At 73.9% G+C, this 13497-nt stretch carries 13 protein-coding genes and 1 pseudogene; 7 read left to right on the top strand and 7 right to left on the bottom strand.

Annotated features, from left to right (window positions below; translation table 11 throughout):
* Nucleotides 1-40 precede the first annotated feature (40 nt).
* Nucleotides 41-1246, top strand: coding sequence for a sensor histidine kinase (locus WA640_RS21310; RefSeq protein ID WP_335990357.1), 1206 nt, complete (start codon nt 41-43; stop codon nt 1244-1246).
* Here WA640_RS21310 and WA640_RS21305 read toward each other — a convergent pair.
* Both WA640_RS21305 and WA640_RS21300 read right to left on the bottom strand, forming a co-directional pair.
* On the bottom strand, nt 1243-2076 hold the full coding sequence (locus WA640_RS21305; RefSeq protein ID WP_335990355.1) for an MBL fold metallo-hydrolase: 834 nt from the start codon (nt 2074-2076) through the stop codon (nt 1243-1245). The genes WA640_RS21310 and WA640_RS21305 overlap by 4 nt on opposite strands.
* On the bottom strand, nt 2066-3010 hold the full coding sequence (locus tag WA640_RS21300) for an MBL fold metallo-hydrolase (RefSeq protein WP_335990354.1): 945 nt from the start codon (nt 3008-3010) through the stop codon (nt 2066-2068). Before WA640_RS21300 ends, WA640_RS21305 begins: the two co-directional genes overlap by 11 nt.
* 91 nt (nt 3011-3101) lie before the next feature.
* On the opposite strand from WA640_RS21300, the gene WA640_RS21295 reads away from it, so the two are divergent.
* On the top strand, nt 3102-3401 hold the full coding sequence (locus WA640_RS21295) for a LysR family transcriptional regulator (protein ID WP_335990644.1): 300 nt from the start codon (nt 3102-3104) through the stop codon (nt 3399-3401).
* Between the two features lie 3 nt (nt 3402-3404).
* Here WA640_RS21295 and WA640_RS21290 read toward each other — a convergent pair whose 3' ends face one another.
* Nucleotides 3405-4268 (bottom strand): serine hydrolase, encoded by an 864-nt coding sequence (locus WA640_RS21290; protein ID WP_335990352.1) that lies wholly within the window; start codon nt 4266-4268, stop codon nt 3405-3407.
* 162 nt (nt 4269-4430) lie between these two features.
* On the opposite strand from WA640_RS21290, the gene WA640_RS21285 reads away from it, so the two are divergent.
* Nucleotides 4431-4763, top strand: coding sequence for a hypothetical protein (locus WA640_RS21285; RefSeq protein WP_335990350.1), 333 nt, complete (start codon nt 4431-4433; stop codon nt 4761-4763).
* Here WA640_RS21285 and WA640_RS21280 read toward each other — a convergent pair.
* Together WA640_RS21280 and WA640_RS21275 are read right to left on the bottom strand one after the other, a co-directional pair.
* A complete protein-coding gene (locus tag WA640_RS21280) occupies nt 4747-7173 on the bottom strand; it encodes a S8 family serine peptidase (protein ID WP_335990347.1) in 2427 nt (808 codons plus the stop codon). The two genes, WA640_RS21285 and WA640_RS21280, sit on opposite strands and share 17 nt — an antisense overlap.
* A 46-nt stretch (nt 7174-7219) precedes the next feature.
* The gene (locus tag WA640_RS21275) at nt 7220-8479 is read right to left on the bottom strand and encodes an MFS transporter (RefSeq protein WP_335990345.1); all 1260 of its coding nucleotides are present in this window, start codon (nt 8477-8479) and stop codon (nt 7220-7222) included.
* On the opposite strand from WA640_RS21275, the gene WA640_RS28900 reads away from it, so the two are divergent.
* The gene (locus tag WA640_RS28900) at nt 8430-9017 is read left to right on the top strand and encodes a MarR family winged helix-turn-helix transcriptional regulator (RefSeq protein ID WP_442904800.1); all 588 of its coding nucleotides are present in this window, start codon (nt 8430-8432) and stop codon (nt 9015-9017) included. The genes WA640_RS21275 and WA640_RS28900 overlap by 50 nt on opposite strands.
* Here WA640_RS28900 and WA640_RS28895 read toward each other — a convergent pair.
* Nucleotides 9018-9959 (bottom strand): annotated as a pseudogene (locus tag WA640_RS28895) (helix-turn-helix transcriptional regulator); the annotation flags it as partial.
* Nucleotides 9960-10042: 83 nt separating this feature from the next.
* Between WA640_RS28895 and WA640_RS21265 the strand changes: the two are divergent.
* From WA640_RS21265 to WA640_RS21255, 3 genes are read left to right on the top strand one after another with little or no spacing between them, the layout of a single operon-like run.
* Entirely contained in the window at nt 10043-10438 is a 396-nt protein-coding gene (locus WA640_RS21265) for a VOC family protein (RefSeq protein WP_335990341.1), read from the top strand.
* Entirely contained in the window at nt 10435-10992 is a 558-nt protein-coding gene (locus WA640_RS21260; RefSeq protein ID WP_335990339.1) for a YdeI/OmpD-associated family protein, read from the top strand. The genes WA640_RS21265 and WA640_RS21260 overlap by 4 nt, the downstream gene beginning before the upstream one ends.
* 37 nt (nt 10993-11029) lie before the next feature.
* Nucleotides 11030-12184 carry an aminotransferase class I/II-fold pyridoxal phosphate-dependent enzyme gene (locus WA640_RS21255; protein WP_335990338.1) on the top strand — a complete coding sequence of 385 codons (1155 nt, stop codon included), beginning with the start codon at nt 11030-11032 and terminating at the stop codon, nt 12182-12184.
* Here the strand turns inward: WA640_RS21255 and WA640_RS21250 are convergent.
* A complete protein-coding gene (locus tag WA640_RS21250) occupies nt 12177-13412 on the bottom strand; it encodes an Hsp70 family protein (RefSeq protein WP_335990337.1) in 1236 nt (411 codons plus the stop codon). The genes WA640_RS21255 and WA640_RS21250 overlap by 8 nt on opposite strands.
* Nucleotides 13413-13497 lie beyond the last annotated feature (85 nt).

The raw sequence follows: 13497 nt of genomic DNA, 5'->3' as shown, positions 1-13497 counted from the left end.
CGCCACCGCGGGCCGCGCCGCCGGGTGGTTGAATCACCGGGTGACCCCCGAACCGGCCCCCGCGCGCGACCTGCGCCGCCTGCGCACCTACACGTTCTTCACCGTGATCGGCTCCGGCCCGCTGGCCCTCGCCATGGCCGCGCTGTTCCTCGCCGGGGCCGACGACGGCGTGCGCCCGCTCGCCGCGGGCGCGGCGGTCGGGTCGGTCGCGCTGTGCACCGCGGGGCTCGCGCTGCACTGGCACGGCCAGGGCCCGTGGCGCCGCCGCCTCCTGTGGATCGCCTCGCTCGCACTGCTGTTCGCGGGCGTCGCCGCCGAGGCCGCCTCCGGCGAGATCGGCCCCGCGTGGGGCGCCCCGGCCGGGCTCATCGCCGCCGAGGGCGCGCTGCTGTGGTCGCGCCCCGGGCGCCGCTCCCTCGCGGTCCTGCTGGGGACGGCCGCCGCGGGCGCCCTCTCGGCGCTCGCGATGCAGCTGGGCTACATGAACTTCGGGACGCTGCTGACGACCGCGGTGCTCGTGCCCTCGATCGCCGTCGGGATCGTGTGCCAGCTGTGGCACTACCGGGTCGCGCAGGAGCTGGAGCAGGCCCGCGGGCTCGCCGCCGACCTCGCCGTGGCCGAGGAGCGGCTGCGGTTCGCGGCCGAGCTGCACGACGTCCAGGGCGGGCACCTCCAGGCGATCATGCTCAAGGCCCAGGTGGCGAGGCGGTTCCGCGACACGGACCCGGAGCTGGCCGCAGCCGAGGTCCAGGCGGTCGAGGAGCTCGCGCGCGAGGCCCTGCGCGACATGCGGGCCGTCGTCGGCGGCTACCGCAAGACCGCGCTGGCCGACGAGATCGACTCCGCCGCAAGGCTCCTCAAGTCCGCGGGCGTGGAGGCGTCGGTGCCCGACAAGGCGCCGGACCTCGACGAGGACACCGAGCGGCTGCTGGGCCTGCTCGTGCGCGAGGCGACCACGAACCTCATCCGCCACGCCGAGCCCACGTCCGCGAACGTGTCCATCGTGGAGGTCGACGCCCAGGTGACGGTCACGGTCGTCAACGACGGCGCGCCGGAGGCGACCGAAGGCGGGAACGGGCTCTCGATGCTCGCCAAGCGGTTCGACGAGGCCGGCGGGTCCGTCGAGCACGCCCTCGACAACGGCGAGTGGACCATCCGGGGGACCCTCCCGAAGCCCGTGGTCCCCCGGCCGCGCCAGGCGCCGAGGGCCGCCACGAGGGCCCGCAGGAGGGTCCGCCGCCGCTAACCGCCGAAGGTGTGCGACTCCAGGTGGTCGAGCAGGACCCACTCCGAGTCCGGGCTCGCCTCGGCCACGAGCTCGCCGAGGGCCGCCGCGCCGAACAGGTCCACGGCCGGCTCCTTCAGGGGCGCTTCGTAGTCGTCCCAGTGGGTCGGCACGATGTACGGCGGGCGCCCCGTGGCCGCGAGCATCCGCTCCACGTAGTCCGGGTAGGCCGGGTTGGGGCCCTGCATGAACAGCACCGTGGGCCGGACGCCCGCCACCTCCCGTTCGTGGAACGACGGCAGGCCGTTGAAGAACAGCGAGGTCTCGCCGAACGTCACGAGGTACGCGAGGCTGCCGCCCTCCACGAGGTCCTTGATGGCCTCGGGCTTTTCGGGGACCGGCCCGGGGCGCGTGCCGGGGAACAGGAGCGTCTTGTGCTTGCCCGAGACGCCGTGGGAGGAGCGGAAGACCTCGACGGTGTAGCCGTCGAACTGGTACAGCTCACCGCCGCCGACCTGCGACAGCTGCTCGTCCGGCGTGCCCATGGCGCGCAGCAGGTTCAGATGCGTCTCGGTGCCCAGGACCGTCGCGCCGGTCTTCTCCGCGACGTACGGGACGTCGGCGATGTGGTCGAAGTGCGCGTGGGTGATGAGGATCGAGTCGGCGGCCCCGATGTGCTCGTCCACGGCGGACTCGTCCACGGTGATCGGCGTGTCGGGATCGAACTGCCCCGGGACGGTGGCGCCGGTGTAGGTGCGGGAGACGTACGGGTCGACGAGCACCGTGGTGCCGTTCCCGGTGATCTCCCAGGCGTTGGTGCCCAGCCAGCGGACGGTGACCTCAGAAGTCATGGCTCTCCAGGTGGTCGAGGAGCAGGAACTCGGTCTCAGGGCTCGCGGCGGCCACGCGGTCGCGCAGGGCCTCCCAGTCGCCGCCCTTGACGGCGGGCTCGGTGAGCGGCTCGTCGAAGTCGTCCCAGTGGGAGGCGACCACGTACGGCGGGAACCCGGTCGCTTCGAGGGCGCGCTCCACGAAGGCGGGCGTGTGGCCGCCGCCGGGCTGGAGGAACAGCACCGTGGGGCGGATCCCTGCGATCTCGGCCTCGTGGAAGCTCGCCGACCCCATGTTGAAGAACGAGACGCCGCCGAAGTCCACCAGGTACGTCAGGCTGCCGCCCTCGATGAGGTCCTTGATCCGCTTGGGGCGCTTCGGGACCTCGCCGGGCCGGGTGCCGCCGAACAGGATCCGCTTGTGCTCGCCGCTGGCGGAGTGCGAGGAGCGGAAGACCTCGACGGAGTAGCCCTCGAACTGGTACAGCTCCCCGCCGCCGACCTGGCACAGCTGGTCGTCGGGGGCGCCCATGGCGCGCATGAGGTTCAGGTGCGTCTCGGTGCCGAGCACCGTCGCGCCGGTCTTCCCGGCGAGGTACGGGACGTCGGCGATGTGGTCCCAGTGCCCGTGGGTCACCAGGATCGTGTCGGCCTTCGGCAGGTGCTCGTCGATGACATCCTCGTGGACCTCGATCTCCGTCTCCGGGTCGGCGCCGCCGCTCGAATACGCGCCGGTCGGGAACCGGCTCACCCACGGGTCGATGAGCACCGTCGCGGTCTCGGTGGTGAACTCCCACGCGTTGGTGCCGAGCCAGCGCAGGCGCACACCCGCGGTGTCGGTCTGGGCCGCGGCCACGCCGCCCCCGGCGGCCGCGGCCGCGACGGCGGCGACGCCGGTGCCCTTGAGGAGGTTCCGGCGCTGGAGCGCCGGGGTCCGGTCTCGTTTCTCGGTCATCGCGACAGTCAAGCCCGGATCGTCCCATCCGTCCAATATCAACGCGCGTATCGCCTCATACGCGCGTTGATATCGTGGCTCGGTGGACCTCATGCGGCATCTGGAGTGCTTCCTGGCGGTAGGTGAAGAACGTCACTTCGGGCGGGCGGCCGAGCGGCTCGGCATGGAGCAGCCGCCGCTGAGCCAGCGCATCCGGCGGCTGGAGAAGGAGCTGGGCGCGGAGCTGTTCGACCGCAGCGGCGGGCAGGTGGCGCTGACGGCCGCCGGGGACGTCCTCATGCGGGAGGCCCCTGCCCTGCTGCGCCAGCACCAGCGGATGCGGTCCCTGGTCAAGCGCGCGGCCGAGGCCGACCCGGCGGACCCGCCGCGCCCGTGGAGCGCGATCTACTGACCCCTACCGCCCCATGGCCTCGGTGAGCGCGAGGGCGGTGCGGCTCATCGCGAGCTCCACTTCGCGGAAGTTGCGTTCAGCGGGCTGCGCGGAGACGGCGATGGCGTGGCGGCGGCCGTCGGGCCACTCCCACACGGCGACCTCGTTGAGCCAGCCCGGGAGCGACCCGGAGCGGCCGAAGACCTGGACCTCGCTGGGGGCCAGGCGGGACAGGCGCCCGCCGGTGAGCTGGCGGCCGGTCCAGGTGCGCAGGTCGCCGGCGATCGGCTCGGGCCCGTTCCAGATGTGCCGCATGAACGCGGTGAGGTCGGCGCAGGTCGAGACGTTGGTGCGGGCGGGGTCCCAGGCGCTGGTGGCGCGCAGCTCGGCGGTGGTGACGGCCCCGGCGCTGAGGACGTGCGCGAGGGCCTGGAGGTCGGAGACGTCGAGGTCGCGGGCCACGTCTTCGAGGATCGTGCGCGGCGGGCCGATGAGCCGGGTCCCCTTGAGCCCCAGGCGGGCCGGGAGGCTCCGCAGGGACGAGGCGCCGATGCGGGCGGTGACGAGGTCGGCCGCGGAGTTGTCGGAGACCTCCATCATGAGCGCGGCGAGGTCCCAGACGCTGATGTGCGAGTCGTAGCGGAACCCGGCGGTGCCGGTGCCGCCGAGGCGGTCGGCGGCGGTGGTGCGGACGGGCGCGGCCGGGTCGACCAGGCCCTCCTCGACCTGGCGGCGGAACTCCCAGGCGATGAAGAGCTTCACGACGGACACGAGGATCACCGGCTCGTCCTCGCGCACGCCGATCCCGCGGCCGTCGCCGAGGTCGCGGATGTGCGCCTGGGCCGTGGCACCGAGGGGCGCGAAGAACCCGTCGACGATCGCCTGCACCCCTCGCCCCCTTCCGGTCGACCGACCACGGTACCCGGCGGGTGCGACATTCCGGGCCGCGGACCGGAGGTCCGGCAGTGCCCCTGCGGACCGGAGGTCCGCCAGCGCTTCTGCGGACCGCAGGTCCGATAACCGTTCGCGTCCGGTCCTAGAATCGGCCTCATGGAGGAGGACGGACCGCTGCTGCGCGAGGTGTACCCCGACCTCGTCGCGGAGCTGGAGCGGCTCCTGGAGGACGAGGGCGAGCGGAACCTGTCGATCCTCGCGCACGACCTGCGGATCGTCGCCGAGTGCGGGTGCGGCGAGCCCCACTGCCAGAGCATCAGGACCGCCCCGCACCCGCCCGGCGAGCCGTACGGGCCCGGGCACCGGAACGTGCTGCTCGACCCCGACGAGGGGATGCTCGTCCTGGACGTGCTGAACGAGCGGATCGTCTATGTCGAGATCCTGTTCCGGCCCCCGATGGCCCGCCGGGACGTCACCCGGCCGCAGTAGCCGGGTCCATCGCCCACAGCGCCCCGCCGTCCCCCGCCTCCGGTGCGGCCCCGGCGACCACGAGCGCGAAGTCCTGCCGCAGGTCGCCGGCGGGGGCCGCGCCGGGCGCGTGGCTGGTGACGGAGACGCCGCGGACGCGGAACGTGTAGACCCCGGGCTCGGGGTCGTCGACGGTGATCTGCTGGACGTTGTTCGTGACGCGGGTGACGGGGTTCGCGTCCCAGTTGCGGACCTCCCCCGAGGGCGTCTCCACCTGGAGGTACAGCTCGTTGACGAGGCCGCCGAGCCCTTCGAGCGAGGGCGCGTCGGTCCACGCGAGCGTGGCCTTCAACTCGGCGCCGGAGGCGGCGACGCGGAAGGCGCGGATCTCACCGGTGGCGACGGCGTGCGCGGGCGAGTCCGCGAACCCGACCCTGCTGTCGGGGCCGACGGCGGCGCCGACGTCGATGCGGCCGAACCCGGACACCGGGTTGGGCCCGGCGGGCACCTCCCCGGGGTACTGGCCGGGGATCGGGACCGCGCCGTTGACCAAGAGCGCCTTGAGGAGCGCGCCGGAGGGGCGGCGGCCGTCCTCGACGTGCCCGGCGTCGGCGAGGCGCTGGCGCACGAGCGCGGCGGCCCCGGCGACGAGCGGCGTGGCCATGCTGGTGCCGCCGCTCCAGCAGTACTTGTCGCGCAGCGGGTGCCCTTCGGGGAGGCGTCCCCAGAGGGGCTCGCCGTCGCCGTCGTAGACCGAGGAGAGGAGCGAGAGGACGTTGGTGCCGGGGGCCACGACGTCGGGTTTGATGCGCAGGTCGTCGGTGGGGCCGCGGGACGAGAACGCGGCCATGCCGTCGGTGTTGTCGGAGACGTGCCTGGCGGCGCCGAGCTTCGGGTAGCTCGACCAGTCGCTCCAGTTCCGGTCGAGGCCGGGCGCCGGGTCGGACCCGGCGGGGCGGTCGTTCTCGGTGGCGCCCACGGTGAGGCAGTTCTTGGCGGTGCCGGGCGAGCCCATGGAGTCGCGGTCGATCTGGCCGTCGCTGTCGACGTCCTCGCCGTCGTTCCCGGCGGCGAAGAGCACGAGCATGTCGGGGTGCTCCCAGGTGAAGGCGTCCACGGCGCGGGCGTTCTGGCTGTACTCCCCCGCGAGCGGCGCGCCCCACGAGTTCGTGTGGACGCGGGCGCCCGCGGCGTAGGCCTCGGCGAACAGCTCGGCGATGTCGCCGGGGATGCCGTAGAGCCCGGAAGCCGGCGGGGGCCAGGGGAACGTGAAGGGCTGGAGGCCGGAGGCGGCGAGTTCGGCGCGGGACTTCCACCGGATCGTCTGGTTCACCGCTTGAAAAAAGACCTGCGCGGCGGGGGCGGTCCCGGCCGGGACGGGCCCGGCTCCCGCGAGGCGGGCCGCTTCGCCGTTGCCGAGGACGGAGCCGGTGACGTGCGTGCCGTGGCCGGACTCGACGTCGGCGGGGCCGTCGTCGTGGGCGGGCGGGTCGTTCGTGAAGGGCGCGAGGACTGAGCGCGTGGGCCAGGAGGTGATCCCGGCGACGCGGCCGCGCACGTCGGGGTGGAGGGTCTCGGGGTCGCCGTTGTCGAGCCCGGAGTCCGCGATGCCGACGATCTGCCCGGTCCCGGTGAGCCCGACGGCCTCGGCGACGGCGGGCACGCCCATGACGGCCGCGGCGCGGTCGTTGCTGGTCTGCGAGAACGCGTACGGCACGATCGCCTGCACTCCTTGGAGGTCGGCGAGGTCGGCGATGACGGTGCGGGGCAGGCTCGCGACGACGGAGGAGGGCAGCACGGTGAGCACGGTGCCGCCGGACTCGCGGATGCGGCGCACGAGCGCGCCGGAGTCCTCGCCGGGGAAGACGGAGACCTCGACCATCTGGAGGGCGTCGTCGGTGAACGCGTCGGCGTCGACGGCGGCGAGGTAGGCGGCGTCGAGGTCGCGGCGGGGCCGCGGGTGGAGTTTCGGCGAGACCTTCATGGCGGGCCGGTACGGGGTGACCTCCTCGACCCGCGGGAGGTCACGGATCGCCTGCACGCGTTCGGGAAGCGCGCCGACGAGGAGCGTGAACCCGGAGAGGCTGCCGTGGATCTCGGCGCCCGCGTCGGTGAGCTCGCCGAGCCAGTCGGCGGTGGGCGGGCCGATGAGCTTGACGAGCCAGTAGGCGGTGCGGCCGGGCTCGGGCTCGATCGCGGCGGTCTCCTGCGCGTCCACCGCGGCGGCGAACTGGAAGGAGGCGCCCGCGGTCTGGACGGGCTGCTCGGGGAGCGGCGCGGTCTCGACGCCGCGGTCGGCGAGGTCGCGGGCCTGGCCCGAGGTGGACGTGACGAGCAGGGAGTCGGGGTATTCGGCGAGGACTTCGACCCCGGTGTCGCGCACCGCGTCGCGGTCGCCGGGGGTGCGCAGGGTGACGAGGAGCTTCGGCATGGGTGCCTTCTTCCGGAGGGGAGCGCCGGGTGGCCGTCTCCTCAGGCTACGCGGAGGCGGTGACGGCGTGGGTGCGCTGCGTATCCGCCGAACGGCTGAAACCGGCGGCCGCGTGCGCGGGGAGGGCCCGCTCGGTGCGCAGCAGGAGGAGCCCGCCCGCGAGGACCGCGGCGGCGAGGACGGCCCACAGCTGCCACGTCCCGGCGTCGAGGAGCAGTCCGAGGACCAGGGGCGCGACGGTGCGGCACAGCGACCACGACAGCTGGTAGACCGCGAGGTAGCGGCCGCGGACGTGGTCGCGGGCGGCCTGCACGGAGAGGCTCTGCGCGGGCGCGGAGTGGATGAGCTCCCCTGCGGTGTAGACGATCGCGACGATGAGGACCGCGACGATGCCGCCGCCGAGGGCGGGCAGTGTTGCGAAGGCCGCGAAGGAGAGGGCGAAGACGGCGGTGCCGAGCGCGGCGCCGCGGGCGCGGCGGGCCCGGGCCATGGCGCGGGCGACGGGCACGCCGAGGACGGCGACGAGCGCGGTGTTCACGGCGAACACGCCGCCCGCCAGCGCGCCGGGGAGGCCGACGTCGCGGGTGAGGAACACGGGCAGGGCGATGGCCTGCGCGGTGTAGCCGAAGCCGATGAGGAAGTTCGCGGCGGTGATCGCGAGGTAGGGCCGGTCGGCGAGGACTTCGCGGTAGCCGCCGCGGGCTTCGCGGGGCGCGGCGGTGACGCGGCGTCGGACCGGGATGGTGGTGACGGTGAGCGCGGCCGCGGCGCAGGCGGCGGCGAGGAGCGCGGCGGCGGCGAAGAAGCCGGCGTCGCCGTCGACGGCGAGCATCCCGGCGGCGGCGAGGGCCCCGAATCCCATGCCGCCGTTGCGCAGGCTCCGGTCCCAGGCGAGGAGCCGGTCGCGTTCCGCGCCTTCGGCCATGTCGCCGATGAGGGACTGCTGGCTGGGCGGGGCGGCCCACATGGCGACGGCCACGACGAGCGCGACGGCGAGGAACGCGGGGTAGGAGTGGGCGAGGGGGTAGAGCGCGAAGCCGATGGCGCGCAGGGCGAGCGCGGCGGCGTAGACGCGTTTGCCGCCGAAGCGGTCGACGAGGGCGCCGACGGCGGGCATGGAGGCGAGCGCGCCGAGCCCGGCGAGGGTGAGGCCGGTGCCGATGGCGGTGAGGGTGAGTCCGGTGAGGGCGTGGACGAAGAGCATGGTGAGGGGCACGTAGACCCCTTGGCCGAGGGCGTCGGTGAAGCTCGCGGCGATGAACCGGCGGCGGGCCGGCACTGAGGGGCTTGCGGAGTTGTCTTCCATGGAAGACATTTTATCTTCCTTGGAAGGTAGAATGCAAGCCATGCCGAACGACAGGAACGACGCCGTCGCCGACATGGTCGGCCAGTGGCACCGCGAGCGCCCCGACCTCGACGCCTCCCCGATGCTGGTGGTGGGCCGCCTGTTCCGCCTCGCCGACGGCTTCGATCGGGAGCTGCGCCCGCCCTTCGCCGAGGCCGGGCTCGGCAACGGCGACTTCGACGTCCTCGCGGCGCTGCGCCGCTCCGGCGAGCCGTACGCGCTCTCCGCGGGCGACCTCTCGCGCACGGTCCTCGTCACCACCGGCGCGATCACCAAGCGCGTCGACAGGCTCGAAGCAAAGGGCCTCGTGGAGCGGTCGGTGGCCGACGAGGACGCGCGCGGGCGCCAGATCTCCTTGACGCGCAAGGGGAAGGAGATGACCGACCGGCTCATGGGCGTGCACCTCGCGAACCAGGCGCGGCTCCTGGAGCCGCTCACCGCCGCCGAGCGGCAGACCCTCGCCGGGCTCCTCGCGAAGCTCGCGCAAGCGGCCGGATAAGGCGGCACGGAGCCGCTCGGCGAGGCGCCGCAGCTCCTCTCGGAGCTCCTGGGGCGCTTCGACGCTGAATGGCAGGCCGAGCCCGGCGGTGAACCGCGCCAGGTCCTCCAGGGAGTCGCTGCCGGTCTCCCACAGGCACGCGTCCGCCCCGGCCGCTTCGAGCACGCCGCTCCCGATCGGCAGCCGCTCGGCGGCGGCCTCCAGCGGCACGTGGAACCGGACGCGGGCCCGGTGCTCCCAGGCGGTGCGCCCGATTCCCTTGAGCACGTGGTCGACCGCGCCCTCCGGGGGCTCGCGCGGGGCGAACCGGGGGCCGTTGGGAATCCGGGGCCGGATGCGGTCGGCCCGGAACGTGCGCCAGTCCCTGCGGTCGACGTCCCAGGCGAGGAGGTACCAGCGCCGCCCGGTGTACACGAGGCGGTGCGGCTCCGCGCGCCGCCGCGTCTCCTCCCCCGCCCGGTCGAGATAGTCGAAGCGCAGCTGCTCGCACCGGTGCGCGGCCTCCGCGATCGAAGTGAGCACCTCGGCGTCCACCGCGGGGCCCGCCGCGGTCGCCGCGGCCGTGGCCGACCGCAGCACCTCGATGCGCCGCCGCAGCCGCGAGGGCATCGTCTGCTCCAGCTTCGCGAGCGCCCGCAGCGAGGTCTCCTCGATGCCCGCCACCGATCCCGACGCCGCCGCGCGCAGCCCCAGGGCGACCGCCACGGCCTCCTCGTCGTCCAGCAGCAGCGGCGGCAGCTCGCTGCCCGCTTCGAGCCGGTACCCGCCCGCGCTCCCGGTGGTGGAGGCGACCCGGTACCCGAGCTGCCGCAGCTTGTCGACGTCGGCGCGCACGGTCCGCGTCGACACGCCGAGCCGTTCGGCGAGGTCGGGCCCGGTCCGGTCGCGGCGGGCCTGGAGGAGGGCGAGGAGGCGCAGCAGGCGCGCGGAGGTCTCCAGCATTCCCGGATTCTCGCACGCATTGCGGAAGCTGGTCTTCCGCAATAGGCCATAGCGTGGGGTGCAACGACAACGAAGGAGCACCAATGCTGCGGGGATTCGCCACCATCACCTACTTCGCCGAGGACCTGGAGGCCGCGAAGGCCTGGTACGCCGAGCTGCTCGGCTTCGGGCCCTACTTCGAGGTCCCGGGCGGGTACGCCGAGTTCCGGATCGGCGACCACAGCCAGGAGCTGGGGATCATCGCCGGGGCCTGGGCGCCCCACGAGCCGCGGCCCGGCGGCGCCATCGCGTACTGGCACGTCGACGACCTCGACGCGGCGATCGAGCGGCTCACCACCTTGGGCGCCAAGGAGTACGAGCCGCGGAAGGTCCGCGGGGAGGGCTTCGAGACCGCCTCGTTCACCGACCCGTTCGGGAACGTCCTCGGCGTCATGTTCAACCAGCACTACCTCGACGTCCTTGCGGGAGAGGCGAAGTGACGCCCCTGGAGTTCGCGGACCGCGCCGCGTGGGAGGACTGGCTCGAAGCGCACCACGCGGACGGGACCGAGGCGTGGCTGCGGATCGGCAAGCGCCGCACGGCCCTCGCGCTCGTCCGCATCGAGGAGGCGCTCGACGCGGCCCTGTGCTTCGGCTGGATCGACGGGCAGCGCAAGGCCTTCGACGCCGACTCGTTCCTCCAGCGGTACACCCCGCGGCGGCCCGCCGGCGCCTGGTCGCAGGTCAACCGCGCCAAGATCGAGGCGCTCACGGCCGCGGGCCGGATGCGCCCGGCGGGCCTCGCGCGGGTCGCGGAGGCGAAGGCCGACGGCCGGTGGGCGGCGGCGTACGAGCCGCAGTCCACGGCCGCCGTCCCGCCCGAGCTGACCGCGGCGCTCGACCCGGCCGCCGCGGCGGCGTTCGACGCGCTCCCCCGGAGCGAGCGGTACACGCTCATGCTCCCGCTGCTCCAGGCCCGCACCGCGGCCTCGCGGGCGCGGATCGCGGCCCGCATCGCCGCATCGCTGGGGGCGGCGGCGCCGCGACGCGACTGAGCGGGAATGATGGCCGGGTCCGCTAAGGAGGCGCTTCATGGACCGCACGGGCCCGGCCGTACCCCAGACCACGATCTTCACCGTCATGTCGGCGCTGGCGCTAGAGCACCGCGCCGTGAACCTCGGGCAGGGCTTCCCCGACGAGTCGGGTCCGGCCCGCGTGATCGAGGCCGCGGCGGCCGCGATGCGGGAGGGCCGCAACCAGTACCCGCCGCTCGCGGGCGTGCCCGAGCTGCGCGAGGCGATCGCGGCGCACCAGCGGCACTGGTACGGGCTCGAACCGGATGTCAACGACGGGGTCGTGGTGACCGCGGGGGCCACGGAGGCCGTCGCGGCGGCGATGCTCGCGTTCGTGCGGCCCGGCGACGAGGTCGTGGCGATGGAGCCGTTCTACGACTCGTACAAGGCGTCGGTGGAGCTGGCGGGCGGCACGATCGTGCCATGGCGCCTGGAGGCCCCCGCGTTCCGTCCGGACCTGATGCGGCTCAAGGAGATCGTCACGGACCGGACCCGGGTGCTGCTGCTGAACTCGCCGCACAACCCGACCGGGACGGTCCTCGACCGCGCCGAGCTGGAGGCCGTGGCGCGCGTCGCCGCGGAGCGGGACCTGCTGGTGGTCACCGACGAGGTGTACGAGCACCTGGTGTTCGACGGCCTCGCGCATGTGCCGTTCGCGTCGCTGCCGGGCATGTGGGAGCGGACGGTGAGCATCGGGTCGGCCGGGAAGACGTTCTCGGTGACGGGTTGGAAGATCGGCTGGGCGACCGGCCCCGCGGACCTGGTCGGGCGGCTCAAGGGCGTCAAGCAGTACCTGACGTTCGCGTCGGGCACGCCGTTCCAGTACGGGATCGCCGAAGCGCTCGCGTCGGGCCCGGTGTTCTACGAGGAGTACGTCGCCGACTATGCGGAGCGGCGCGACCTGCTCGCGTCGGGGCTCGCCGACCTCGGGTTCACCGTGCACCGCCCGCAGGGCACCTACTTCGTGACGGCCGGCGCCGCGCCGCTCGGGTACGCGGACGGCCTGGCGTTCTGCCTGGAGCTGCCCGAGCGGTGCGGGGTCGTGGCGATCCCCAACCAGGTGTTCTACGCGGACCCCGCGGCGCCGCGGCCGGAGGTCCGCTTCACGTTCTGCAAGCCGCGGGAGGTCCTCGAAGAGGGCCTCAAGCGGCTGCGGGACGGCCTGCCTAGATGATCGTCGACAGGATCACGAAGAAGATGACGAACAGGATGATGACGGCCGCGCCGGTCACGAGGACGGCCGGCTCCTGCGTCAGCGGGCGCTTCGCGGGCTGCTGCTGGTAGACCGGCTGCGGCTGCGGCGCGGGCTGGTAGTTCGTCTGCGGCGGCAGCATCTGCGGCGGGGCCTGCGGGGCCTGCATCGACGGCGCCTGCATGGGCGGGCGCGGCACCGAGTGCCCGGCGGGCGAGACGGGCCCGCCGGAGGTCGGCCGGGTCAGCGGCTGGTCGGCCGGGGCCGGGCCGGAGGCGGCGCGCACGGCGCCTTCGACGACGACGGTCTCCGGCTGCTCGAACGTCTGCGGCGGCACGCCCAGCTTCGAGTGGATGAGCTGGGAGATCATCGGGATGCGCGAGGAGCCGCCGACGAGGAAGATCCCGACGAGGTCGGCGGGGTTCATGCGCGCGGCGCTGATGGCCCGCTGGAGGCAGTCCACGGTCCGCTCCAGCGGCGGGCGGGCGATGTCCTCGAACTCGGCGCGCGTCAGGTGCGCGTCGACTTCGAGCGCGGGCAGGTGGATGTCGGCGCTCGCGGTGCGCGAGAGCGTCTCCTTGGCGCCGCGCACGTCCTCGTAGAGCATGCGGCGGTAGCGGCGGTCGCGGTCGTCGGCCGGGCTCAGGAGCCGCTGCCAGTCGGCCGCGTGGGACGCGCCGTAGGTCTTGCCGAGGTGCTCGACGATCCCGTGGTCGAAGTCGAGGCCGCCGATGTCGCCGACGCCCTCTTCGGCGAGGACCTCGAAGCCGGTCTGGGTGCGGCGCACGACGGTGGCGTCGAACGTGCCGCCGCCGAGGTCGTAGATCGCGAGCGAGCGCCCGGGCGGGACGGCGGTGCCGAGCACCGACGTGAAGTAGGAGGCCGCGGCCACCGGCTCGGGGATGAGCTGCGGGGCGGGGAGCCCGGCGAGGCGCGCCGAGTCCACGAGGATCGCGCGGCGCCGCTCGCCCCAGCGGGCGGGGTGGGTGAGCCGGACCTGGCCGGGCATCTGGCCGGCCTGGCGCTGCGCCTCCAGGGCCACCTGCTGGAGCACGTACGCGAACACCTGCGGCACCGGGATCTCGGAGGTGCCGAGGAACAGCGAGCCGTCGTCGATGCGGCGCTTCGGGTTCGAACAGCAGGGGGCGTACGCGTCCGTCGGCCGAGCGGAGCACGGCGACGGTGTTCGAGGTTCCGAAGTCGATTCCAAGCACGTGCATGTGAGAACTCCTTGTCTGGTGCACACCTTACTGTGCGCGTCCCCGCCGGATGCGACCCGTTCGAGTTCACCAGTC

The sequence above is a fragment of the Glycomyces sp. MUSA5-2 genome (assembly GCF_037034145.1).
In the GTDB taxonomy this organism is placed as follows: domain Bacteria; phylum Actinomycetota; class Actinomycetes; order Mycobacteriales; family Micromonosporaceae; genus Glycomyces; species Glycomyces artemisiae.
Note: the sequence above shows the minus strand (reverse complement) of the source record. Positions and strands in the feature narration are given on the sequence as shown.

Bases quoted from the DNA above. Each gene is read 5' to 3' on its own strand.
- WA640_RS21285 (WP_335990350.1), top strand. From the start codon at position 4,431: ATGGAGGAGGACGGACCGCTGCTGCGCGAGGTGTACCCCGACCTCGTC.
- WA640_RS21280 (WP_335990347.1), bottom strand. From the start codon at position 7,173: ATGCCGAAGCTCCTCGTCACCCTGCGCACCCCCGGCGACCGCGACGCG.
- WA640_RS21255 (WP_335990338.1), top strand. From the start codon at position 11,030: ATGGACCGCACGGGCCCGGCCGTACCCCAGACCACGATCTTCACCGTC.
- WA640_RS21300 (WP_335990354.1), bottom strand. From the start codon at position 3,010: ATGACCGAGAAACGAGACCGGACCCCGGCGCTCCAGCGCCGGAACCTC.
- WA640_RS21295 (WP_335990644.1), top strand. From the start codon at position 3,102: ATGCGGCATCTGGAGTGCTTCCTGGCGGTAGGTGAAGAACGTCACTTC.
- WA640_RS21305 (WP_335990355.1), bottom strand. From the start codon at position 2,076: ATGACTTCTGAGGTCACCGTCCGCTGGCTGGGCACCAACGCCTGGGAG.
- WA640_RS21275 (WP_335990345.1), bottom strand. From the start codon at position 8,479: ATGGAAGACAACTCCGCAAGCCCCTCAGTGCCGGCCCGCCGCCGGTTC.
- WA640_RS21265 (WP_335990341.1), top strand. From the start codon at position 10,043: ATGCTGCGGGGATTCGCCACCATCACCTACTTCGCCGAGGACCTGGAG.
- WA640_RS28900 (WP_442904800.1), top strand. From the start codon at position 8,430: ATGAACCGGCGGCGGGCCGGCACTGAGGGGCTTGCGGAGTTGTCTTCC.